The following is a 22,368-nucleotide window of genomic DNA, read 5'->3' as shown; positions in this document are numbered from 1 at the left end:
AAATGGGCCAGCATACGTCTGGGTTTATGGATTTAATGCAGGTTTTTGGCACGGCGCATCCGGTGATTGGGGTGGTGCATCTGTTGCCGTTGCCGACATCACCCCGCTGGGGAGGGAGTTTACAGGCGGTCATCGAGCGGGCGGAACAGGAAGCTAGCGCCTTGGCAACTGGAGGTGCCAATGGCATCATCATTGAAAACTTTTTTGACGCGCCGTTTACTCAGCACCAGGTGGATCCGGCGGTGGTGAGCGCCATGAGCCTGGTGGCCCAACGGGTGCGGGCACTGGTGGATTTGCCCCTGGGGATCAACGTATTGCGCAACGATGCTATAAGCGCCATGGCCATTGCTACCAACGTGGGGGCGCAGTTTATCCGGGTGAATGTCCTGACCGGGGTGATGGCGACAGACCAGGGGTTGATTGAAGGCTGCGCCCACCGGCTATTGCGCTACCGGCGCGAGTTGGATAGTTCGGTAAAAATATTTGCCGATGTTTTGGTCAAGCACGCCCGGCCCCTAGGGACGCCCAATCTGACGACGGCGGTGCAGGAGACCATCCATCGAGGGTTGGCCGATGCCATTATTCTTTCTGGCTGGACCACTGGGCATCCCCCGACGCGGGAGGATTTGGAGTTGGCACGGGCTGCAGCAGGTTCTGTACCGGTCCTGGTGGGAAGTGGCGCCAATGCGGACAATATCGCCCACCTGCTCGCCGCTGCAGATGGCGTGATTGTCGCCAGTTCCTTGAAACGCAAAGGCCAGATCGAGCAGCCGATTGACCCGCAACGGGTGAGTCGTTTTGTCCAGGCGGTGCGGCGCTGTTTGGAACCGGAAGAACCGGCCCCGCGTCACCTTTCCCTGAACCCATCACCGACCCACACCTATGAGCAAATTACTCAACCGTCGTCGTAGCAGCGCCTGGTGGCAACGCCATTCCCGGCCAATGATGGGGATTCTCGCTGCCCTAGGCGCCATCGAAACCGCCTATATCACTATCACTCACTGGTTGGGGGGCAGCGTCCTATGCCCGACCACGGGTTGCGACGAAGTGCTCAAGAGCGCCTACGCCCAATTGTTTGGCGTGCCCCTGTCGCTGGTAGGGTTTTTATGCTATGCGGCGGTAGGGGTAATTGCGGTCTTTCTCGCACCCAAGAAGGAGGCGGATTTTCCCTGGGCCTGGGCGCTGTTTGCCCTGACAACGGCCATGCTGGTCTCCAGCGGCTACTTCCTGTACCTGATGGCGGTGAAGATTGGAGCCTGGTGCGTGTACTGTATCACTTCGGCGATTTTGAGTACGCTGCTGTGGGTGCTGGCGACTTTTGGCCGGAGCTGGCGGGATGTGGGGCAATTGTTGACCACGGCCTTGGTGGTGGTGGTCGTGGCCCTGCTGGGGATTCTGGCGGCCTACAACGGCGTCGAGGCTTCCCCAAACCGTCCACAGGCTCCACCGCCAGTCACGACGACTTCTGGGCCAGCGGAGTTGGCCTTAGCAGAGCACTTGCGCAAGGTGGGTGCGCGGGAGTACGGGGCTTTCTGGTGTCCCCACTGCCATCAACAGAAACAACTCTTTGGCAAAGAAGCGGCGGCCAAGCTCAACTACATCGAGTGCGACCCTAGGGGCGTCAACAGTCAAACCCAGCTTTGCCAGGAGAAAGGCATTCGCGGCTTCCCCACCTGGGAAATCAAGGGCAAGTTGTACCCTGGGCTGAAACTGCTGGACCAACTGGCGGATTTGAGCGGCTATCGGGGTCCTCGCAACTTCATCCATCAACCCGCCCGGTGATATGCCCATGACCCGCGGCGCGTTCCCTGTCAGACACAGGACGGGCACATGGGAGGGGTGAAAGCGCCTGCTCTCCTTGGGTAAACCAGACGGCGAAACGGGCTGCCCGGTCACGCTAGCGATGAAAACCAGCGTTTGGTGGAGCAGTGTGGTGCTATGGACCACGTTGGCGGGTTGCGCCGGTAGCCATTGGGAGCGTTCCCTAGCGCCAGACCCCCGCTTGACGCCGTCTCCTAGCCCTTCACCCGTTGCCGAATCCCCGGCGCGTCCCACGCCTGAACTGGTTGAGCCGCCATCGCCCACACCTGTCGCACTCGCCGATATGGAGCGAGTTCCCCAGGCGTTGCGTCCCTTGGTGGAGGATGTCTTGAACCTGGGGGTGATTCCAGCGACGGACGTGCGTCTCGACCAGCCCGCGACCCGCCGGCAATTTGCCCGCTGGTTGATGGCTGTGCAGCAGCGCTTGTACCGGGACCAGATAGAGCGGCAAGTACGCCCGGCGACCCCTGGCAGTACTCCCGTCTTCGCCGATGTACCCCATTCCGACCCCGATTTCACCGTGATTCAAGGGTTGGCCGAAGCGGGCATCATTCCTAGCCGCTTGACCGATGGGAGTCGCGCCCCCCTGCGGTTTGAACCTGACCGCTGGTTGACCCGCGAAACCCTCGTGGTCTGGAAAGTCAGCCTGGATGTCTCGGGCCAGCTTCCCAGTGGTACTGTTCAAGCCGTGACCGAGACCTGGGGGTTTAGAGATGCGGCGCAGATTGACCCCCTAGCTCTCAGCGCCCTCGTGGTGGACTACCGCCGGGAACCCAGCACCGTCCGGCAAGTGTGGGGACGCACCCGCCTGTTTTTGCCCGACAAACCCGTAAGTCAGGCCCAGGCGCTGGCGGCCCTGTGGTTTTGCGGGACTGGCGACGCCCTGGTGACCGCCCGCGAGGCCCTCAAATAACCCCCCGAATTTCCTGCACCACGCCGTCGCGAAGCACCACCTCCACTTGCATTTTTTCGATGAGATTTTCGCCCACCTTCACCGTGAAGTAGCCGTCGAGTTGCCCCTGGAAGACTTCCTGTTCCATCTCCAGGGTTTGGACTTGGGTCAGTTGGGTAAGGATTTGATTTTTTTGGTCGAGCAATTTACTTTTTTCGTCGTTGGCCTGGAATTGGATGGTATTGATTTGCTCTGTCAATTGGGGACTAGCAGGCTGCTTTTTCAATTCAGTAATTGCCCGTTGCACCTGCATGTCAATTTGTTGAGTGCGGGCATCAATTTGGTTGATTTGGGACTGGAGAATTTGCAGCGTTTCTTCCTTCCAACGCGGCGTCACGATCACCTTGATATTGACCGGCCGTTTCAGGATCAACTCTTGACCATCCGCCATATTTCAACCTAATCGTATGAACATTTGCCATCATACCTTGAAGTGTGTAGCCCAGGAAATTGCAGCCGGTACAGGTGAGCGTACAACCCCCGCCGGGCCAGGAGTTCTTCGTGGGAACCGGACTCGACGAGTTGACCCGCCTTGAGCACCAAAATCCGGTCCACGCTGCGCACGGTCGCCAACCGGTGGGCGATGATCACGGCGGTCCGACCCACCAGTAGGTTCTGCAGCGCCTGTTGCAGCAGGGCCTCCGTGACCACGTCCAAACTGGCGGTCGCTTCGTCGAGCACCACGATGCGGGGCTGGCGGATGGCGATGCGGGCAAGGGCGATCAACTGTTTTTGGCCGGTGGAGAGGTTGCTCCCCCGCTGGCGCACCGGCGTGTGGTAACCCTGGGGCAGCGTGCTAATCCACTCGTGAATCCCCAGTTGCCGCGCAATTGTCTCCACCTGCGCTAGGGAGTAGGACTCTCCCAGCGCGATGTTGCTGTAGATATTGCCGCTGAACAAAAAGGGTTCCTGGAGAATGACGCCGACGTAGCGCCGCAAATCCCGCTGGGCCAGACAGCGAATATCCACCCCGTCAATCCGGATCCGTCCCACCTGGGGTTCGTACAGGCGACACAGCAGGCGCAGGATGGAGCTTTTCCCCGCTCCCGTCGGTCCCACCAAGGCCACTTTTTCCCCCGGTCGAATGACAAAGTCTAGGTCCTTTAAGACCCACTCGCCCGGTTTGTAGCCGAAAGAAACCCCTTCAAACCGAATTTCCCCACGACCATCCGCCGGTAGCGTTAAAGGCTGGAGCGGGTCGCGGATGGGAATCGGTTGTTCGAGAATTTCCTGAATGCGCTCGACCGCAATGAATCCTGCTTGGATCAGGGTGAATTTTTCCGCCAATTCCCGCAGGGGGTCAAACAAACGCTGGGCAAACAGGATGAAACTGGCCAACACCCCAAAGGTTAGGTTTTCTCGGAGCACCAGGCCGCCGCCTACTAGCAACACCCCCGCAATGGCCACTAGAGCAATCCACTCTAGTGTTGCCGAAATCGCCGCGTCATGGAAGATGGTTTTGTCTACTGCTTTGATGTAGCGGTGATTGACTTGGCGAAACAGGCGGGCGTTGTAGCGCTCGCGCCCAAACAATTGCACGATGGAAATCCCTTGAATGTTCTCCTGGATCAGGCTGTTTAAGCGCGAGAGTTCTTCCCGGGACTGGTAGTTGGCCTGGCGAAATTGGGCTTGGAAATAGGTAATCAAGCCGGTTACCGGCACCAGCAAACTCAACAGCAAAAGGGCAAGCAGCGCCTGCTGTTCAAACATCATTACTACCAACGCCACCAAGGTCAAAAGGTCAATCACGATGCCCACAGCGCCAGTGGCAAATACATCCCCCAACGCCTCCACATCGCTGGTTAGACGAGTGATCAATTTCCCCACGGGTGTGCGGTCAAAATAGGCCATCGGTAGCGCTAAAACATGGTCGAATAAATCCTGGCGAATTTCCGCAGTAATGTGTTGACCCACCTTTTGCACCAGATAACTTTGCACCCCTTGTAAACCCAGGCGTAAAAAGACGGTGATGAGCAGAACCAGCATCACCAGTTGCAATCCTTGCCGGGGGGGAAGTTGCTGTAAAAAACCCGGCACCGGTTCCTGACGGATCAGGGAGATGGCTTGCCCAATTAGCACCGGTTGAATGGCGCCAGCTAGGGCGAGGGGAAAGAACAAAAAAATGGCTAGGGCTAACCACCGCCGATGGTGCAACGCATAACGACCGATTTGTCGCAGCAATCGCCAATCGCCACGCTCAACCCTGGCTCTCGCGTCCGCCATTCCTACCCCTCAAAAGGGCCATCTCCAGTATGGAATAAAGCGTCCAACCGTTCCTAAAACTATGGACAATTATCCACAGGCTGCTAGGCAAACGGCTCTCCCAACAACTTCTCCCGCCACCAACGGGAGCGGAGCGTGCCGGACTCCCACCGACAAGTCACTGCTGCACTCAGGCCATGTGTCGGCTAACAGATGACCAGGTGGTCGGTCATCTCCAACCGGTGGTAGCTGGAGACTCACACGACTCAGTGACTGCGGTACAACCGCCGCTAACGCCTGAGCAACAACCCGCCAGAACGACCACACATGCTTCTCCCGATTCCTTGCAGGTAGGGAAAAGGTGACGTGACCGCCTCGCCAGGGAACCGATGCAGCTCCTTGGCAAGCGGGTCGTTCACTCAGGCGCAAAACCCTTCTGGCCAACACCAACGCTGCAGCAAGATGCGGTGAAATGCCAAGTTTCCTGGCGTAATTAACCGCACCTATCAAACTACTGTAAGCTGGGTTGACTTCACACACTTCCACGCCCGCTCTCAACGCAGCGGACTTGAGACCCGTGAGAATCTTACGGTAAGCAAAACTCGACAACTGACGGCAACGGCGGGGCAATTCACTCTCTAGCTGTGCTCGCTTCCGTTGAAAGTCGAGCCCTTCCACAACCAAAGGCTTCCCCTTCTCCGCCGCCAACCGAGCGACCTGGGCGCAGGTTTCCAAAATCATGGCTTGTGCTTGACCCGTCGTCTTGCCGCACAGGGGCAAATCAAACCGCCAAGACGCGACCCAGTTCCCATACCGGTCCATTGCGGTTACGGCTAAGTGGTCGGCATTGATGTCTACGCCGATAAGACCAGCCGCTGGGTTGGTAACCGGTTTCGGCTCCTTTTGTTCGATACTGACCATCACACGCCAGCCGCGCTCATCCAAGATGAAACGGTAGTTGACGGGCGTGCCAATCCGTTTGGTCGTGGCTTTACCGCTACGGGTGGTGGTGCGTACCTTTACCCCCTGTAGCGCTTGCACAATTTGGTCATGACCATACGCAAACCGAATACTCGTTAGCTTCAGGTAGACTTTCTTCCCCCTTTGTTGCAGCCCGGGAGACAAACAGTTAGCAAACCGCTCCACGAGTGCATCGGGCACGCGCAGATAAAGCGTGAACGTCCCGTCGGCTTCCGGTACGGCTTGGCATGACTGGTTACCGGCTGTCTCATCCTGACTACCAAGTACGAAAAACTGTCGAGAGCGGCTAAACCGCCAGTCGGCTAACCATTCCGCATGAGACGCATAACCATTAGCCGCCAGAGCAAACTGCTGGCGAAACAGTCGATTGGAACCGAAACACAGCCGTATCTTGCCACTGTGCCTATCGGCTTCCAGACGCGCCAGTTGGCTCTGCAACCTAGCCAAGCGCCGTTGCTTTTGGTGCAAGACAAACCGACGTTTTTCCTTCTTAATAATCCGTTGTGCTTTACGTATCTTCTGCTGCAACTGCTCAACTTGTATTGCTTGACTTTCCCTAACAGCCTGTATGCGTCCTTCTAGTTCCACACGCGCACTGTTGAATTGTCGAGCAGTGATACCAAACCGTTGCAGGAATTCCCGTTTTATCTGGTTGTTGTCTTGCCCCGCAGCCGTGGTGGCAAACAACGACCGCTCCACCCGTCCGAATAACGCCGCGTAAGCAGCTAGCACCGCCTGTTGGTCTGGGGTTGTGGCAATCCGTGCTTGGTAGCTAAATGTCAGACGCACAACCGAACTGTAGCTCTACTGCCGCTTGCACTACTCACTCAATTTCATGGCTAGATGCCCATGTATGCATATAAGCTACATAAAACATTAAACAGTTATCAACCCTGGCCGAGAAGCAGATTTGTTAAACTAACGGTCAAGTCGAGACGTTGATGCAGCGCAGGTGTGGGGGCATGGTCTATTCCTGGCGATGGCGACGGCGACAACCGGCCAACCTGTGGCTCTACGGCGGTCTCTCTCTAGTGATTCATGGGGCGGTTTTCTTGGCCTGGCAATGGACAAACCCCACGGTTGAGGAAAGGTCGGTAGCGGAATTGCCCCCCATTGAAATCGTAGAAGCGCCGAAGGTGGTTGCGGAGACCCCGCCGCCCGATACGGAGCACCGCGCGGTGCAACATGCCATTGCCCAGGGAACGGCGCGTCCCGACCTGCCCTTGGGTGTAGAGACAACCCGCCGGAGCGCCGAGCGCGTTGCCAGTCAACCGGCACCAGCGTTATCACCGCGCAGCGACCAGGCATCTCCTAACCCAGAGCCACTGCCGAGGCCCGTTGCGCCGCAGGAACTCTCCCGTCCTAAACCCGAAGAACCAACGCCTAGCCCGACGGCGCTGAGGGAGCCGCAACCTACCGCCCGCACCGAACCGCAAATCCCGACGCCGCCAGTTCTACCCGAGTCGGCATCAACGCCGAAGCGACCCGCTCTCAGGGCTTTCCAGCCCCCTAGCCACCCGAACGCTCAACCTGCGCCCCATCCGGCAGCCCTTCCCAAAGGGGAGGCGGCACTGCTCGGCGGGCCAATCAGCCGCGATGCTCGCCAAGCGCCGTTCGACCAGGAGGCCAACAGCACCCGCAACGCTCCGGGACCGACCCAACTCGCCGCCCGCCAGGACGTGGATTTGGGGCCGTATCTGGCGAACCTACGGCGACGGGTGCAGCAGAACTGGCGTCCGCGCGCCCCGGACCAGCCACGGCAAACGGTCGTGGGATTCACCCTGAGTCGCAGCGGCCAAATTAGCAACCTGCGGGTCTTGCGCTCGTCGGGTTCGCCGCAAACGGATGCGGAAACGCTGGAGGCCATCCAACGGGCGGCGCCCTTTGGCCCCTTGCCGGAAACCTTTGCCTATAACCAGTTGGAAATTGAATTTACCTTCAACATCTACGTCAACAACGTGGTGATTCAAGCGCCCCGGAGTTGGTATGGTTTTTAGGGGAAGGTCGAGGTAAGCATGGAGGTTGCCCGTCGTCTATTTGCCGCCGGTGGGGTGGTCATGTGGCCGCTGCTAGGGTTTTCCATCCTGGCGCTGGCCCTGATCCTGGAACGCCTGGTGTTTTGGGTGCGGGTCACCACTGCGCAGCCTGCGATCGTCCAGGAAACCCTGTCACTCTACGCACGCAGCCCCCGCGCGGCGATTCTCCTGCTCAAGCAAAACAGTCATTTGCCCCTGGCGCGGATTTTCTTGGCGGCCCTGGAGTTGGACAACCCCAACCCTGAGGAGTTTCGCCTGGCGCTGGAGACGGCGGCCCAAGCGGAATTGCCCCTGATCAAACGGTTTAACACGGTGTTTGAGACGATCATTAGCCTGTCGCCCCTGCTGGGGCTGCTTGGCACCGTGCTGGGACTGATCACGAGCCTGGCGAACCTGCGCTTGGGCCAGTTAAGCGGCGCCCAGTCGGCGGCAGTGACCGCAGGGATCAGCGAGGCCTTGATTTCTACGGCGGCGGGTCTGGTGGTGGCCATCGTGACGCTGTTGTTTGCCAATGTGTTCCGCGGCTTGTACCAGCGGCAAATTGCCCTGATCCAGGAGTACGGCGGCCAGTTGGAGTTGCTCTACCGGCATCACTACGAGAAAGGAGGTGTCCATGCGGCTGCCTCAGGAGAGTGAACCCCAGGCCCAAGTCAACATCGTGCCGATGATCGATGTCATTTTCGCGATCCTGGTGTATTTTATTGTCAGTACCCTTTCCCTGACGCGCCTGGAAAGTCTGCCGGTGAATTTACCGAAGGCGACGACGGCCCAGGTGCAAGATGCGCCGCCGGTGACGGTGAGCCTGGACCGCCAGGGGCGTGTTGCGGTCAATCGAGAGGTGGTACCCTTGGAACAACTGCGAGCGCGGGTGCAGGCGCTGGTGTCGCCAGGGCAAAGCACCGTTGTTGTCATCAGTGCGGACCGAAATGTCAGCTATGGGCAAGTGGTGGCGATTATGGACCAACTGCGGTACGTTCCGGGGGTGCGGATTGCGGTGGCCACTCAGCGTCCTTAGCGCCGTAGTGGTCGTGGGACTTGGGGGCGCTGAAGTGGGGCTGACCCAGGAGCGCAAGGGTAGGGCGGCGGATTTACCCACGCAGGCGCGCACCGCTCAGCAGGTGGCCTACGGCGACCGGATTCAACTGGAGTTGCGGCAAACCCGACCGGGGGGCTGGCCGTTGCCGTTCGGGGTGCAATTTGGACCGGGATTGAGCGGCGGCGACCCAGGGGCTGGCCCCGCTGCCTACGGGGCCGATTCGGTGCTGATTGAAATTGTGGTGCCGGTGAACTAGGGATGGCCATGGGCAAGGTGGTGTTGCCGGTGATTTTGGGGACGGTGCGCCAGGGCCGCCTGAGCGAAGGGGTCGCCCGCTGGATTGTCTCCCAGTTGGAGAGTCATTATCCCGAGGTGGCGACGGAGCTGATCGACATTCGCACCTTGCCGATTCGCACAGATGACGCGGGACCCGCTGTGAAGTATCCCCCCTTTGCGGCCAAGATGCAGGCGGCGGACGGATTGATCCTGGTGGTGCCGGAGTATAACCATGGCTATCCGGGGATGCTCAAGCATGTGCTCGACAGCAATTACCCCGAGTACCGGTTCAAGGCGGTGGGATTGTGTGGCGTTTCGGTAGGGGGATTTGGCGGGACGCGGGTGATTGAAGCCCTGATTCCGGTGCTGCGGGCCTACGGGTTATGCATGACGCCGATTGATTTGAATTTCAGCTATGTGGACCGCCTGTTTGACGAGCAGGGGCAGTTTCTTGCCGCCGACGAGTACCAACCCCGCTTGACCCGCTTTATGAACGAACTGCTGTGGCTGGCGCGTACGCTGCAATGGGGACGCACAACGATTCCGTTGCCCTAGGGAAGGAGTGGTTTTGCACCCAGACGGGGTTGCCAGTGCCAACGCTAGCGCGGTCCCAGGTGGAACGGTGGTGGCATCTGGTACAACGGGCGGGTTTGACGCGCGAGGCGCTGGTGGAAACCGCAGGCCGCAGCGCAGCGATGTTGACCCTGGGATGGCTCGGGGACAACTGGTCCACCCAGCGCGTGGTGGTGCTGGCGGGGTCCGGCTGGCTGGCTGCCGTGGCGATGGGAGCAGCCCGCAACATGGCCAACCGAGGGGTGAACGTCCGGTTGTGGCCCCAGGCGCTGGCATCTTCGGACCCGCTCCTCCAAACCCAGTACCATCTCTACCGCCAGACCGGGGCCCAGGTGGTGGATGGGACGGAACTAGTGGGCGAAACTGCCGGCGTGGTATTGGTTGGCAGCGATGCTCCCTTGACGGATGAGGTGCGGGCGTGGGTGACCCAAAGCGGCGCCGAGGTGGTGCGCCTGGGGGAAACCCTGGACGAGTTAGCTGCGGCGGCGACCCTGGTGCTGGGCTTGCCGGTGGCTGACACCCGTTACACCGGGCAGGTGTATCTCGCTGACGTGGGGGTGCCGCTGGCGGTGTACGAGCAATTGGGTTTGTATCACCGGTTCATCTTCGGCCAGCAATACATCATCCCCCTGTACCCGCTGGTCCAGACCTAGAGCTGGTGGACGGATTCGAACCCTCGACCGCTCGCTTACAAGGCGAGTGCTCTACCGCTGAGCTACACCAGCATCCCGCCACCATTTTAGCTCAGTAGGGGTTGAAAGCCGTGCTTGCGGGAAACCGCTCCAATTTGCGCCATTTTTTCCAGCGTGATCTGGTTGCGGCCCCAGGAGAAATTGGTGTACCAGCCCTCAAACTCCAGCAGCATCGCCTCGGCAAAACAAGCGTAGAGATGGCGGCTGGGGTCGGTTAAATTCGCCCACTCCATGATCCGCCAGTCAATCTCCAGCGCGTGTTCCACCATGCCCCCCTGCAGTACCCGCACGCCTGGGCGCTGGATACGGGTCCGCAAATTCTTGGGATACCCCCCGTCAATCACCAGGCAGGGATTTTTGAGCACCGCCGGGTCAATGTCGATCCCCTTGGGCATACTGGCCACCCATACAATCACATCCGCTAAAGGTAACCCTTCCTCCAGCGACATCCACCGTCCCGTGCCCAGTTCCTGGCGAAACGCCTGCAACCGCTGTTGATTGCGGGCCACCAGAATCAGGTCGGCGTTGGGGTAGGCATGGGCCACCCACCGGCACACGGCGCTGCCAATGTCCCCGCTAGCGCCGCACACCAAAATGGTCGCCCGCGCCAGGTTGATGTCCATGTCCCGCGCCGCCAATTCCATCTGCTGCGTGATGATGTAGGCGGTGTGGGTGTTGCCCGTGGTAAAGCGGCGGAAGTCCAGGGCCACGTTGCGCACTTCGCGAATTTGCTCCAGGTTGAAGTTTTCAAAAATGATGGAGGTAAAGCCCCCGAGCGCTGTGATGTCAATGCCATGTTTTTGGGCGTGGGCCATGGCGTTCAAAACCTTGCGCGTCGCCGCTTTGAATCGGTTTTGGGCGAGCATCTCCGGCACAAAGCAGGACTCCACGTACCGGCCTTCGATCACCTGCCCTGTGACGCTGCGCACCTTGATTTCATCGAGGATGTGGGGCGGGGCCATGCACCAAAAGTCCAACCCTTGCTCCGCGTACTCTGGATAACCCAGGCGGTCGGCCAGGGACTGAGCAACTTCCAGGCTAGTGAGATGGCCAATGAGTCCAAACATGGCTGCGCGCCCTAACGCCCCTTCACCAGGATAGAGGAAAAGGGAAAGTCTTCAGACCGCCGCCAGACCCATGGCCGTCATCTGCATCACTTCGCGGGTGTTAAAGCCAATGTCCGCCAGGGCGTCCCCATAGGCAATCAGGAAATCTTCCACCAGCGCCGCCTTTTCCATCCCTAACGTGGCTGCATCCTGCTCCACTTCATTCAGCATCTGCCAGACCAGGGGCAAATTCTGCCGATTGGCTTCCTTCAGGGCTTCCTTCACCTCAGCGAAATGTTCCTTGAGCCACCGTTGACCAAAGTTCAGATGCAGGTATTCATCCTTGACCACTCCTTCGGTAATCTTGCGGGCGAAGGGGTCAGCGACGGGGATGTAGATGTTATAGGCAGCAATGGCAAAGGACTCAATGATCAGGGCCTGAATGAGCAAGCAGGCGACGACGTTCCCTGCTGCAAACGCCGCCTGAAAATTTGCGCGCAACCGCTGGAAAAACTGCTGGGCAAAGGTCAAATCGGGCGTGACGTTCAGGTTGCGTCCACAGGCCTCAAAGCCCTTTTTATGGCGGCTTTCCATTTTGGCCAGCGCCAGCAATTCTTCCCGATGGGCCGGCAGCAGCTCGGCGATTTTGCAGTAGTTATCCGCCGCTTCCTGTTCCCCTACGATTACAATCCCGTTGATGCGACTATAGGCATCCCGATAGGTGTCGCTGTGGTAATCGAGGGTCACTGCTGCCGTCATCGTGATTCACTCCTTCCTGCTAGTGATATGGGAATACCGGTTGCAGACCGGCATTTTCACTGTCCTAACTCTACCAGAATCCCCCGCCAGCTGCAAAACGTTTGGACCGGTTGCCCCTACACTGGGTATGGACGGGCGGGGAGCCGACCGGTGGGTGTCATCCTGCGCAGCTACGTGTACATCGACAGCCTGCAACCCCAGTATGCCGCCTACCTGGGGACGGTGGCCTCGGGTTTCTTGCCCTTGCCAGGCGATGCGTCCCTGTGGGTGGAAATTTCGCCGGGGATTGAAATCAACCGGATTACTGACGTGGCTCTCAAGTCCAACCTGGTGCGACCGGGAGTGCAGGTGGTGGAACGCCTGTACGGCCTGCTGGAAATCCACGCCAGTCGCCAGGGAGACGTGCGTGCGGCAGGCCAGGCGATTTTGGCGGCGCTAGGGGTCAAGGAACAGGAACGCCTCAAACCCCGCGTGGTCTCCAGCCAGGTGATCCGCAACATTGACCCGCACCAGGCCCAGCTTATCAACCGGATGCGCCGGGGCCAAATGATCCTGGCAGGCCAGACGCTGTACATCCTAGAGGTGGAACCGGCGGCCTACGCGCCTTTGGCGGCCAACGAGGCAGAAAAAGCCGCTCTGATCAACATCCTGGAAGTGCAACCGTTTGGCAGTTTCGGGCGCGTGTATCTAGGGGGCGAAGAACGGGACATCTTGGCGGGGTCGCGGGCCGCCTTGGCCGCCATTGAGCAACTCCAGGGCGTGGTGCTCCACACCCCGGACCGGCGCGAGTAGCTTTAGGGATTCACTTCCACCATCGCCCATTCCCCCGACGGCGTGCGCCAGTAGCGATAGCGGTTTTGGGGTTGGCCGCGCAATTCCAGGTGGTCCACCTGCTGGGGATGCAGCCATAGGACACAAAAGTGCGCGGGCGGCTCTGCCGGAACCGCGTCCTCCACTCGCCAGTCGCCGGTGCGCGGTTGACCGGGGTGGGGCCAGAGAAACTGTTGCCGGCTGGCGGTTGAAAGGGTTTGCCAGCGTTCCCGGCGTTCTGCCTGGGCCAGCGGGTCCCGGTGGTGGCTATCCACCAGCTCCAACACACCCGCCAGCCGAAACTGCTCCCGCGTCTGGGGAAAATACCAGCACAACTCGCCCCAGGGCTGGTGGTCAATCTGCTGGACCTTCTCACTGCGCCGGTCTGTGACAAAGGCCAGGGTGTCCGTATCCCGGCAAAAGCCCCGAAACACCAGCGTACGGTTGTGGGGCCGGCCCTGGGCATCCACCGTCGCCAGTTGGGCATAACGGCTATAGACCAGTGCCCGATTCCGGTGCAACGCCCGCGCCAAAGGCACTCGCCAGGGAGCCAATCCCATCTACTTCGCAGGCAGTTGCTCCAGATAGCGCAACAAATCCGCCATCGCTTGGGGGCTGGGCTGAAACTGGGGCATGGGCGGCGTTTTACCCCCCGTCACCTGAGCGATAATCTGCTGGGCTGACCGCCGCTTGGTCACACCTTGCAACGAAGGTCCGACATGACCCGCCCCCTGCACCCCATGACAACTGGCGCAATTTTGTAGAAAGATGTCCCTGCCCCGCACCGGGTCTCCCACCAAGCTAAGCACCGTCTGCACATAGGGGTCCGGCGTCGAAACTCGCGACCATCCCCAGCTCAGCAAAACCAGACACAAAATTAATGCCAGACCTAGAAGAACCGATGACCAGCGGAACTTTTCTGTTGGGGTCAGCGACTTGGATTGCACCGTTTCCACCATATACCCTTCTTAAACCAATAGGAGACGCGTCAGCTCAAACAACCCTAGGCTAACAACCCCAGCCGTGTTGTGAAACGCAAGATTCCTTAAAAGCATTTGAAGGTATTGTAACAATAACCACCACCTTTGTGTACCGAAATGACTGCTTGTGTCTATTCCTGGGATTACGGTATAGTTATCTTTTGTCCCAATTCTAAAAACCGGTTGACGCGATGGCGAAGCGGGTACAGGTGGTGTTAACGACCGCGATTCCAAAACTAGGGGCGGCGGGCGACGTGGTGGATGTAGCTCCAGGCTATGCGCGCAATTATTTGATCCCCCAGGGCAAAGCGGTGGCGGCGACTCCCACCGTACTGCGGCAAATCGAGCGACGGCAAGCGTTGGAGCAGCAACGCAAGCTGCAGGAGAAGGAAGAAGCCCTGGCCCGCAAGACGGCCCTAGAGGTGATTGGTCTGTTGACCCTGCCAATGAAGGCGGGCGAACAGGGGCAGTTGTTTGGGCGCGTGACCGAGCAGGACGTGGCGGAGATGATCCAAGCTGGTACGGGCCAGGTGGTGGACCGCCGCGACATCACGATTCCGGACATCCGCAAATTGGGAACTTACGAGGCCCAGGTACGCCTTCACCCGGAAGTCATCGCGACCGTGCGGTTCAGGGTGGTGCCGGCAAAGGGCTCTGCCTAACCAGGGGTTGTTGCGTAAGCACTGCCCGCGCTGCTAATTGCCCGAGATAGGCACCTGTGCAAACCTTGCGCTCCTCGATACGTCCGACGGTAGCCGCCAGTCCAGGGAAACCAGCGTTCCCACCCACAACGGCGAAATTCTCCAGGCGCGTTAGGGAACTGCCCACGCCGTAGCGAAATGTGACCGTCGGTGGGAGACGGTGGGACCACCCAGGGATGCCCCCCCGCGCGTCAAAGGCGTAGCGGAACGTGCCGATTGCCTTTTCTGGTTCCACGCCTCCTTGGAGAATGCGCTCAACTGGCATTAGGTCCAACACCTCGGTGACGGTCACCAGGTGGCGCACGTACACTTCTAGCGGGGGAAACACCTGCACCTGGGCTGCTTCGGGAAATCGGCGCAACCAGGCTTGGAACTGCTGGAGTTCCCGGTACATCGGGGGCGTGAGGCGGCGCTGTTGCTGCACCAGGCGTTCCACCTCGCGGGTGGAGAGCTGAAACAGCAAGCCGTTGAAGGATAGACGGTCAGGCGCCACAGCGGCTACATTGCCTCGGTCTAGAAAAACCCGGTTGCCCATCCGAAACGGCAAGCCCCGAGACCGGTGATAGGCAGCGCCCAAGGCGGAACTGTACACATCGGCAAAGTCCCCCTGCACTCTCATTGGCAAATGAAAATTGCGCAGCAGGAGTTGGGCCTCTTCGGGGCGGTTGTCCTGGACAATCTTGGCCCGGAGTTCTTCCAGCAGCAGGGGATTGGTCAAAATACGGCGTTCAATGGCGGCCAACTGGGAAAGCGTCAAGGGGGCTAATTCAAACACAGGCGACACCGCCAGGGTGTCGTTTGGGAGTCCCAACGCGGCAAATCCCTTCTCGTAGGCCAAACCCGCCGCTCGTGCCACATCGGCTTCGGGTGTGGCATCAATCACCACCTGCGCTGTCCAGCGTTGTCCGCCACCTGCCAGCCATTCGATGCGCGAGCCCTGCACCTTGGGTTGCAAGCGCGTCTGATGCACCAGTTGGACGCCCGCTGCTGCCAGTAGCTGCCGCATTCCCCAGTCCATCAGGCTGGCATTGGCCGCAACCCGTTGGACGTTTGCCGTCTCCAGCAACTCTCGGTAGAAGGGGCAGGCAGGCGGATGACCTCGCCGTTGGTTGCGGTCCAGGTAAGCCAATCCACCGCGCGTCCAGACCCCTCCGACCCAGGCCCATTCCGGTTGCGAGCGCACCAGAACCACCCGCCCCTGTCCCGCCAAACCTCGCCCAGCTTGAATGGCGGCGGCGACCCCAGCCGGTTCATCCCCATACACCAGAACATCCACCTGGGTTACAGGCCATTCGGGGTCAATGGATTCCGAAGAAGACCCCCCTTGTCGTACCAGGATGGATGTGGCGATAGCAATTGTCGCTGCACATAGGGGGCCAATAGGCTTGACACCGCATCCGTTTTTTGCTCTCTGCACCATGCGCTTGTAAACTCGACCAATTTTACTGTTATCCGAAATAAGAATGTTCTGCGTAGTAGCTGTACAATGCGGATAAGAAGTAGAATTGTAGTCGTATTATTTAGTTTATGTTAGCGAGATGACGGTAAAACGAGGGATGGGCTGTGCCCTACGACCTAAGATATGACAAGCCTAAAAAACTGAGACTAGCTATGAAAGAGAAATTCAGAAGCTCTACCTTGTAAGATGCTTAAGTTTATCAAACGAGTTCAGAAAACCAAGGATGCAACTTTGCCTTGCAGCTTGAGAAGTGATAGAAATATTGAGAGTTCAACTTACTGATGACAACAGGTCCACTCCGGGGTGAATAACTGCGATCCCATAGGGGTTTTAAGGGCAAGTATTGACGGTGCAATTATTCACTTGAAACTTTCAAAATATCAATACTTGGCTGTAGGATGAAAGGATGGCAGAGAGTCTTGGAAAAAATCACAGTTTCTGCGTCCAAGATTGTCGTCACCCATGCCGCGAAAGTGAAAACAATTGTTACTCTACGCAGTCCAGTTTTTTGTGCCCGAATGGTTCGGCAAGAACCGACACTCTTTAACCTGCTTCTACTGTGGCTGTACAGTGAGCTTGATTGTTGGCGTTTGAGACCTGGGCGGGTTGCAGTATTCACTAGGAGAGAGTTACTGGCATCAGGAGACCTAGGGTAAAATGAAAGGGGCCTTGGCAAGGATAGAGCGATGAGCATTGTGACGCTGGTGGAAGCCATCTGGCTCTTTAGTGCGGTGGCGCTGGTGATATTGATCCTGTTGCACAGTCCTAAAGGTGAAGGGATTGCCGCGATTGGGGGTCAAGCGCAGTTATTCAGCAGCACCCGCAGCGCTGAAACGACGCTGAACCGTGTGACCTGGAGTTTGGCCGTGGTATTTATGGGTACGACGGTCATCTTGTCTGCAGGCTGGCTTCCCGGTAGTAACATCAATCCTCCTAAGCCCGCTGAAGCGACGTCGCCGCCCCAGGTAACTCCCATTCCGCCAGAACTACCCGCTGGTGCGCCTGAGCCGACGCCTGTAACGCCGTAGCCACCCGCAGCGCTGCGAGACTTTTTTCCGGTGTGGTGTACAGGGGCGCGCCTTGGGTGAGATGGTCAAGCACGCAGGTCATGTCCTTGTGAAATAATCCTTGGCGACCGCTGAGCGGGATGGGTTGCTGTTGGGTTGGGGTGATCCATTCCCCTTGGTCGCCTTCAAAAATGACGCCGCCCTGGTCGCCGTGCAAGCTGAAATGCCGCCGGTCTTCCCAAATGCATTCGCCTTTGCCGTAGGTCAATTCCACAAACGCGCCCCCCGCAAATCCCAATTGGGCGTTGCACCGGCAACTGCGGTAATAACCATCGCCAGCGTCCTCGAATGCTTCGTCACAAAAGACCCACGCCACTGGCCCCAGCAAATCCAAGAGCCGGTTGAGCCGCGCCAGCCCGGCGGTGAAAGGGAAACCAAATAATTCCCGGTGGTAGGTCCACTTGCGGGGAGCTGGGTACTGGGCCACCAGGTTCACTGACCGCCCGTAGGTCACTCGACCCAGTTTCGGCAAGACCTCCCGCAACGCCTGATGAATCGGACTCAGCAGTTCAATGTGCTCCACGTGGAGAAACAAGCCCCGCGCCCGCGCCTGCTGCACCACCTGGGCCGCCTGGGTGTAATCCAACGCCAACGGATATTCCACCAGCACCCCTTTGCCGGCTGCCAGCGCTTGGGCGGCAATTTCCCCATGTAGCGCATTCACCGTCGCCACGATCACAATGTCCACATCGGGGTGATGAATGACCTCACGCCAGTCGGTGCAGGCCTCGGCTGGATATTGACCGACAAACTGTTGCACCTTGTCCCAGGTGTGCCCCGCCACCGCCACCAAGCGCCCGCGTGGGTCCTGCGCCAGACATTCCGCCCGCCGGCTGGCCGCATACCCTGTGCCAATCAACCCAAAGCCAATGGTGGTCATGGTTTTCGCCGTTGCCACACGCTCCACGCTATAAACCCCAGCAACAGGGTGGCAATCGCCACATAGACCGGCGACCCCGGGAAATCTGCCAGCGCCAGCGCCACACTCCCCGCCCACAGGGTCAAGCTATAGATCACCGTTACCGTTTCCCGTTGAGACAGACCCGCCCGCAACAACCGGTGGTGCAAATGCCGTTGATCTGGAAAAAAAGGAGACTTGCCGCGCCGCAACCGGTCGATCACCACCCAGGTCATATCTAGCAACGGCACCGCCAGGATGATGTAGGGCAACACCACCGCTGCAGTCGTCACCCGCTTCACCATGCCAATCGTGCCGATGGCCGCCAGGGTAAATCCCATGAAATAAGCGCCGCCATCGCCCATAAAAATCTGCGCCGGGTTAAAGTTGTAGCGCAAAAAGCCCAAGCATGCTCCCGCCAGCGCCGCCGCCAACAATGCCGCCGCCGGTTGGCCCATAAACTGGGTCACGACCAAAAGCACCGCCGCCGCAATCCCAGAAACACCCGCCGCCAGGCCATCCACCCCGTCCACCATATTGATGGCATTGGCCATTCCCACCAGCCACAGCAGCGTCAAGGGCAAACTCAATGGCCCCAGCGACACCAACCCCAGCCCCGGCAAGGTCAAAGAATCAATGCGCACACCCCAAGCCCACACGCCTCCCGCCACCGCCATCTGCATCACCAACCGCGACCCCGGCGACAGGGAAAACAAATCGTCCGCCAGCCCAATCAGAAAAAAACACAAGCCCCCGACCGTCGTCGCCCACATCTGGGCATCCGCCTGCGCCCGCAAGGGTTGGCCCTGGGCATCTACAAATCCCCCCGCCCACCAGACCACCAGCAGCGCCACCAGGTAACCCGCAAAAATGGCCACACCGCCAATGCGCACCATTGGTTGCCGGTGAATTTTCCGGTCATTGGGGACATCCACTGAACCCACCTGCAGTCCCCACTGCTTGACCCAGGGGGTCACCCACAGCACCACGCCCGCCGCCAACAAAAACGCCAGCAGATGGAAGGGCATTGCTACACCGGCACCGGCTCTCGCTGGGGTAAATGGCTGTACAGGGGAAAACGCCGACACAAGGCCGCTACCCGTTCTCGGCCCGAGAGGTCCTCCGGATGGTACAACCGGTGGGCAATGATGTCAGCCACTTCCTCAAATTCCGACTCGCCAAACCCGCGGGTGGTCATGGCCGGCGTCCCCAAGCGAATCCCGCTGGTTACAAACGGCGACTGCGGGTCGAAGGGAATCGTGTTTTTATTCACCGTCACGTTAATCGCCCCCAGCAGGGCATCCGCCGCTTTCCCCGTCAATCCCGTGGGTCGCACATCCACCAGCACCAGATGGTTATCCGTGCCGCCGCTGATGACCGTCAATCCCCGTTCCTGCAATCCTCGGGCCAACGCCTGGGCATTGCGCACCACCTGCTGGATGTACGCACGGAAGTCCGGGCGCAAAGCTTCCCCGAACGCCACCGCCTTGGCGGCAATCACATGCTCCAGTGGCCCGCCTTGAATTCCCGGAAACACCGCTTTATCCAGCTTCTTGCCTAGCTCCGGGTCATTGGTGAGAATCAACCCACCACGCGGCCCGCGCAAGGTTTTGTGGGTGGTCGTGGTCACCACATGGCAATGGGGCAACGGACTGGGATGCACCCCGGCAGCGACCAACCCCGCAATATGGGCCATGTCCGCCAGTAGGTACGCCCCCACCTCATCGGCAATCGCCCGGAACGCCGCGAAATCAATTTGCCGAGGGTAGGCGGAATACCCGCAGATGATCAGCTTGGGCCGGTGTTGCCGCGCCAAATCCCGAATCTGGTCGTAATCCAACCGGTGGGTCTCCGGATGCACCCCGTAATGCACCGCCCGGAACCACATCCCTGATAGATTCACCGGCGAGCCGTGGGTTAAATGCCCGCCATGGCTCAAATCCATGCTGAGAATCGTATCCCCCGGTTGCAGTAGCGCCAGAAACACCGCCTGGTTTGCCTGGGCGCCGGAGTGGGGTTGCACGTTGGCATGGGCCGCGCCGAACAATTCCTTGGCCCGGTCAATCGCCAGTTGCTCAATTGCGTCAATCACCTCACACCCGCCGTAATAACGTTTCCCCGGCAGACCCTCGGCATATTTATTCGTCAGCACCGACCCTTGGGCCGCCATCACCGCCGGCGACGCAAAATTTTCACTGGCAATTAACTCCAAATGATCCCGTTGCCGCTGCAACTCCTGGGCAATCAAGTCAGCCACCACCGGGTCGGTTGCCGCCAACGGCGCTAGGGCCATCTCTGTCACGTTTCCCCCCAACTGAGCTTTCACGGTACACTAAGGATGGGCGTTTCACCCATATCCCTGTCCCATCATAGCCTGACCGACAGGGAAAATTCACCTGAGACTGCTTGTTTGTGGAGCCTTCCTATGGAGACGTTGCCGTTGACTGTGGAAAATGTGGAAAAAGTGCTAGACGAGATGCGCCCTTACTTGATGGCTGATGGGGGAAATGTTGAACTCGTGGAAATTGACGGCCCCATCGTGCGGTTGCGGTTACAGGGCGCGTGCGGCGCTTGTCCCAGTTCCACCATGACGTTGCGCATGGGCATCGAGCGGCGGCTCAAGGAATTCATTCCCGAAATCGCCGAAGTCGAACAAGTGTTTTAGGACTCCACCTCAACCGCTTCAAAGTGCAACCCCGGCGCCACGTCCCCCAGGACAACTGCATCGGCCACCACCGCCGGTGGTAGTTCAGGCTTGGTAGTTGCCTTGTCTTCCGGCAACCAGCCCAACAGGGGCAGTGGGAGCAAGCTACTGAGATTGGTAATCGTCACCAGCAGCCAGAGCCGGTCGAACTGGGTTTCGGTGATGCCTAGCAGATGCGTGAGCAACGCACCCAATTCGTGAGCAACTCCCCCAGCCAAGTTCAGCACCGACATCAACAGGGCAAACAAACTGGCTTCGATACCGGGGGGGCATAACCGGGCGGCCAGCACCAGCACCGGCATAAAGCCAATCTCCCCCATGACGGTCAAAATGGCGCTGTCACCTAAACTAAACCAGCGGTCCGGAATCCCCAGCAGCCGATTGGTATGGGTCACCAGCAGCAGACTGGTCATCCCCAACGCGCTAGAAAGTACCGTTGTCCAGAGCAACATCCGGCGAATCGGCACGTCTCGCAAATAGCGCTGGAAAATCCACACGCCGACTAGGGCCGCCACGCTGGTCACCAATCGCACCCGTCCCAAAAATTCCGGCGGGAAGTGCAACTCATTGGTCACAAAGAAGAAAAACGCCGTATCGGACGTGGGCGTGGCTTGCCATAGGAACAAAAACGCCGTCGGCATGAGAATGCCCGGTTGTTTGACTGCTGTCCACAGCTGCTGAATCTGGCCCACCACCTGCGTCACCACTTGTTTTTGGCGGGGCTGGCGCAGCTCCTGCACCCAAAACGCTCCCAGCGTCACGAGCATCGGAAACAGCGCGGTAATCCCAAACACCGCCCGCGTCCCCAGACGGTCTAGCAACGCCCCGCTGAAATACGCGGTGATGACGCCGCCCAGGGCGCTGGTCCCCCAGCACAAAGATTGCAACGACCCCGTATGGCTCTGGCTGGCCCCACGCACCCGTTCCACCACCAGCGAATCGGCAATCACATCCCCCAGCGCCGTCGCCAGGGACGCCATCGTAATCGCCGCCACCGCTTGCCATGGCCGCTGCACCCAGGTTGCCAGCAACCCCCAAGCCGTCGCTCCCAATACACCAGACAGCATTAAATAGGAACGCCGCCGGTACCCCGCCAAGGGCAACCCGTCCGCCACTAGCCCTAGCAGCGGTTTCACCATCCAGGGCAACGCCGCAATCCCAGTTAAGGCCGCCACCGTCGCCGGCGTCAGTCCCAGTTCATCCTTGAGGAAAAAACTCACCGCCAGCCGTGCCAGCCCAATCACCCCTTGCACAAAATACACCAGCAGAATGGCCAGCAACTCCGGCGTTGGTTCCCAGCCCAGCAGCAACCGCCGCTGGACCCAGGCTGACCAAGCAGAAGCGGAAGGGGTTGGCATGGGACAACCTACTGTTA

General features: G+C 59.2%; 25 protein-coding genes and 1 tRNA gene. 13 read left to right on the top strand and 13 right to left on the bottom strand.

The window, feature by feature from the left end:
• The first annotated feature begins 2 nt into the window (after positions 1-2).
• The 3 genes from NZ705_01980 to NZ705_01970 all read left to right on the top strand — a co-directional run bounded on the left by NZ705_01980 (position 3) and on the right by NZ705_01970 (position 2,734).
• A complete protein-coding gene (locus NZ705_01980; protein ID MCS7291731.1) occupies positions 3-911 on the top strand; it encodes a BtpA/SgcQ family protein in 909 nt (302 codons plus the stop codon).
• On the top strand, positions 883-1,782 hold the full coding sequence (locus NZ705_01975; GenBank protein ID MCS7291730.1) for a hypothetical protein: 900 nt from the start codon (positions 883-885) through the stop codon (positions 1,780-1,782). Before NZ705_01980 ends, NZ705_01975 begins: the two co-directional genes overlap by 29 nt.
• A gap of 121 nt (positions 1,783-1,903) precedes the next feature.
• On the top strand, positions 1,904-2,734 hold the full coding sequence (locus NZ705_01970; protein MCS7291729.1) for an S-layer homology domain-containing protein: 831 nt from the start codon (positions 1,904-1,906) through the stop codon (positions 2,732-2,734).
• Here NZ705_01970 and NZ705_01965 read toward each other — a convergent pair.
• From NZ705_01965 to NZ705_01955, 3 genes are all read right to left on the bottom strand, one after another.
• On the bottom strand, positions 2,727-3,164 hold the full coding sequence (locus NZ705_01965; GenBank protein MCS7291728.1) for a YlqD family protein: 438 nt from the start codon (positions 3,162-3,164) through the stop codon (positions 2,727-2,729). The genes NZ705_01970 and NZ705_01965 overlap by 8 nt on opposite strands.
• A gap of 8 nt (positions 3,165-3,172) precedes the next feature.
• The gene (locus tag NZ705_01960; GenBank protein ID MCS7291727.1) at positions 3,173-4,996 is read right to left on the bottom strand and encodes an ABC transporter ATP-binding protein/permease; all 1,824 of its coding nucleotides are present in this window, start codon (positions 4,994-4,996) and stop codon (positions 3,173-3,175) included.
• A gap of 69 nt (positions 4,997-5,065) precedes the next feature.
• The gene (locus tag NZ705_01955) at positions 5,066-6,745 is read right to left on the bottom strand and encodes a hypothetical protein (protein ID MCS7291726.1); all 1,680 of its coding nucleotides are present in this window, start codon (positions 6,743-6,745) and stop codon (positions 5,066-5,068) included.
• 152 nt (positions 6,746-6,897) lie between these two features.
• Here NZ705_01955 and NZ705_01950 point away from each other — a divergent pair, with 152 nt between their 5' ends.
• From NZ705_01950 to NZ705_01925, 6 genes are read left to right on the top strand one after another with little or no spacing between them, the layout of a single operon-like run.
• Positions 6,898-7,953 (top strand): TonB family protein, encoded by a 1,056-nt coding sequence (locus tag NZ705_01950; GenBank protein ID MCS7291725.1) that lies wholly within the window; start codon positions 6,898-6,900, stop codon positions 7,951-7,953.
• Positions 7,954-7,971: 18 nt separating this feature from the next.
• A complete protein-coding gene (locus tag NZ705_01945) occupies positions 7,972-8,628 on the top strand; it encodes a MotA/TolQ/ExbB proton channel family protein (GenBank protein MCS7291724.1) in 657 nt (218 codons plus the stop codon).
• The gene (locus NZ705_01940) at positions 8,606-9,007 is read left to right on the top strand and encodes a biopolymer transporter ExbD (protein MCS7291723.1); all 402 of its coding nucleotides are present in this window, start codon (positions 8,606-8,608) and stop codon (positions 9,005-9,007) included. Before NZ705_01945 ends, NZ705_01940 begins: the two co-directional genes overlap by 23 nt.
• Positions 8,982-9,284: a hypothetical protein gene (locus tag NZ705_01935; protein MCS7291722.1), complete on the top strand. Its 303-nt coding sequence runs from the start codon at positions 8,982-8,984 to the stop codon at positions 9,282-9,284. Before NZ705_01940 ends, NZ705_01935 begins: the two co-directional genes overlap by 26 nt.
• Positions 9,285-9,286: 2 nt before the next feature.
• Positions 9,287-9,859, top strand: a complete 573-nt coding sequence (locus NZ705_01930) for an NAD(P)H-dependent oxidoreductase (protein MCS7291721.1) — start codon at positions 9,287-9,289, stop codon at positions 9,857-9,859.
• The gene (locus tag NZ705_01925) at positions 9,829-10,530 is read left to right on the top strand and encodes a hypothetical protein (GenBank protein ID MCS7291720.1); all 702 of its coding nucleotides are present in this window, start codon (positions 9,829-9,831) and stop codon (positions 10,528-10,530) included. The genes NZ705_01930 and NZ705_01925 overlap by 31 nt, the downstream gene beginning before the upstream one ends.
• Here the strand turns inward: NZ705_01925 and NZ705_01920 are convergent.
• The 3 genes from NZ705_01920 to NZ705_01910 form a co-directional block, all read right to left on the bottom strand.
• Positions 10,531-10,602: transfer RNA gene (locus NZ705_01920), tRNA-Thr, on the bottom strand.
• Positions 10,603-10,616: 14 nt separating this feature from the next.
• Positions 10,617-11,636 carry a long-chain acyl-[acyl-carrier-protein] reductase gene (locus NZ705_01915; protein MCS7291719.1) on the bottom strand — a complete coding sequence of 340 codons (1,020 nt, stop codon included), beginning with the start codon at positions 11,634-11,636 and terminating at the stop codon, positions 10,617-10,619.
• 51 nt (positions 11,637-11,687) lie between these two features.
• Positions 11,688-12,374, bottom strand: a complete 687-nt coding sequence (locus NZ705_01910) for an aldehyde oxygenase (deformylating) (protein ID MCS7291718.1) — start codon at positions 12,372-12,374, stop codon at positions 11,688-11,690.
• Between the two features lie 150 nt (positions 12,375-12,524).
• On the opposite strand from NZ705_01910, the gene NZ705_01905 reads away from it, so the two are divergent.
• A complete protein-coding gene (locus tag NZ705_01905; GenBank protein ID MCS7291717.1) occupies positions 12,525-13,166 on the top strand; it encodes a hypothetical protein in 642 nt (213 codons plus the stop codon).
• Positions 13,167-13,168: 2 nt separating this feature from the next.
• Here the strand turns inward: NZ705_01905 and NZ705_01900 are convergent, their stop codons facing one another.
• Positions 13,169-13,744 (bottom strand): pyridoxamine 5'-phosphate oxidase family protein, encoded by a 576-nt coding sequence (locus tag NZ705_01900; GenBank protein ID MCS7291716.1) that lies wholly within the window; start codon positions 13,742-13,744, stop codon positions 13,169-13,171.
• A complete protein-coding gene (locus NZ705_01895; GenBank protein MCS7291715.1) occupies positions 13,745-14,143 on the bottom strand; it encodes a cytochrome c in 399 nt (132 codons plus the stop codon). It abuts the gene before it with no gap.
• Between the two features lie 212 nt (positions 14,144-14,355).
• Here NZ705_01895 and rplI point away from each other — a divergent pair, with 212 nt between their 5' ends.
• Positions 14,356-14,826 carry a 50S ribosomal protein L9 gene (gene rplI, locus NZ705_01890; protein MCS7291714.1) on the top strand — a complete coding sequence of 157 codons (471 nt, stop codon included), beginning with the start codon at positions 14,356-14,358 and terminating at the stop codon, positions 14,824-14,826.
• On the opposite strand, the gene NZ705_01885 is transcribed toward rplI, so the two are convergent.
• Positions 14,795-16,141, bottom strand: coding sequence for an FAD-dependent oxidoreductase (locus tag NZ705_01885; GenBank protein ID MCS7291713.1), 1,347 nt, complete (start codon positions 16,139-16,141; stop codon positions 14,795-14,797). The genes rplI and NZ705_01885 overlap by 32 nt on opposite strands.
• An 869-nt stretch (positions 16,142-17,010) precedes the next feature.
• On the opposite strand from NZ705_01885, the gene secG reads away from it, so the two are divergent.
• The gene (gene secG / locus NZ705_01880; GenBank protein ID MCS7291712.1) at positions 17,011-17,352 is read left to right on the top strand and encodes a preprotein translocase subunit SecG; all 342 of its coding nucleotides are present in this window, start codon (positions 17,011-17,013) and stop codon (positions 17,350-17,352) included.
• On the opposite strand, the gene NZ705_01875 is transcribed toward secG, so the two are convergent.
• From NZ705_01875 to NZ705_01865, 3 genes are read right to left on the bottom strand one after another with little or no spacing between them, the layout of a single operon-like run.
• Positions 17,258-18,271: a Gfo/Idh/MocA family oxidoreductase gene (locus NZ705_01875; protein ID MCS7291711.1), complete on the bottom strand. Its 1,014-nt coding sequence runs from the start codon at positions 18,269-18,271 to the stop codon at positions 17,258-17,260. The two genes, secG and NZ705_01875, sit on opposite strands and share 95 nt — an antisense overlap.
• Complete coding sequence (locus NZ705_01870; GenBank protein MCS7291710.1) at positions 18,268-19,317, bottom strand: undecaprenyl/decaprenyl-phosphate alpha-N-acetylglucosaminyl 1-phosphate transferase; 1,050 nt, start codon at positions 19,315-19,317, stop codon at positions 18,268-18,270. Before NZ705_01870 ends, NZ705_01875 begins: the two co-directional genes overlap by 4 nt.
• A 2-nt stretch (positions 19,318-19,319) precedes the next feature.
• Positions 19,320-20,582 (bottom strand): serine hydroxymethyltransferase, encoded by a 1,263-nt coding sequence (locus NZ705_01865; GenBank protein ID MCS7291709.1) that lies wholly within the window; start codon positions 20,580-20,582, stop codon positions 19,320-19,322.
• Positions 20,583-20,714: 132 nt separating this feature from the next.
• On the opposite strand from NZ705_01865, the gene NZ705_01860 reads away from it, so the two are divergent.
• Complete coding sequence (locus NZ705_01860) at positions 20,715-20,954, top strand: NifU family protein (GenBank protein ID MCS7291708.1); 240 nt, start codon at positions 20,715-20,717, stop codon at positions 20,952-20,954.
• Here NZ705_01860 and NZ705_01855 read toward each other — a convergent pair.
• Complete coding sequence (locus tag NZ705_01855; GenBank protein ID MCS7291707.1) at positions 20,951-22,351, bottom strand: folate/biopterin family MFS transporter; 1,401 nt, start codon at positions 22,349-22,351, stop codon at positions 20,951-20,953. The genes NZ705_01860 and NZ705_01855 overlap by 4 nt on opposite strands.
• Positions 22,352-22,368: the final 17 nt, after the last annotated feature.

This window comes from Gloeomargarita sp. SKYB120 (assembly GCA_025062155.1).
GTDB lineage: Bacteria > Cyanobacteriota > Cyanobacteriia > Gloeomargaritales > Gloeomargaritaceae > Gloeomargarita.
The sequence above is the reverse complement of the archived record's forward strand: the minus strand, read 5'-3'. Positions and strand labels throughout refer to the sequence as shown.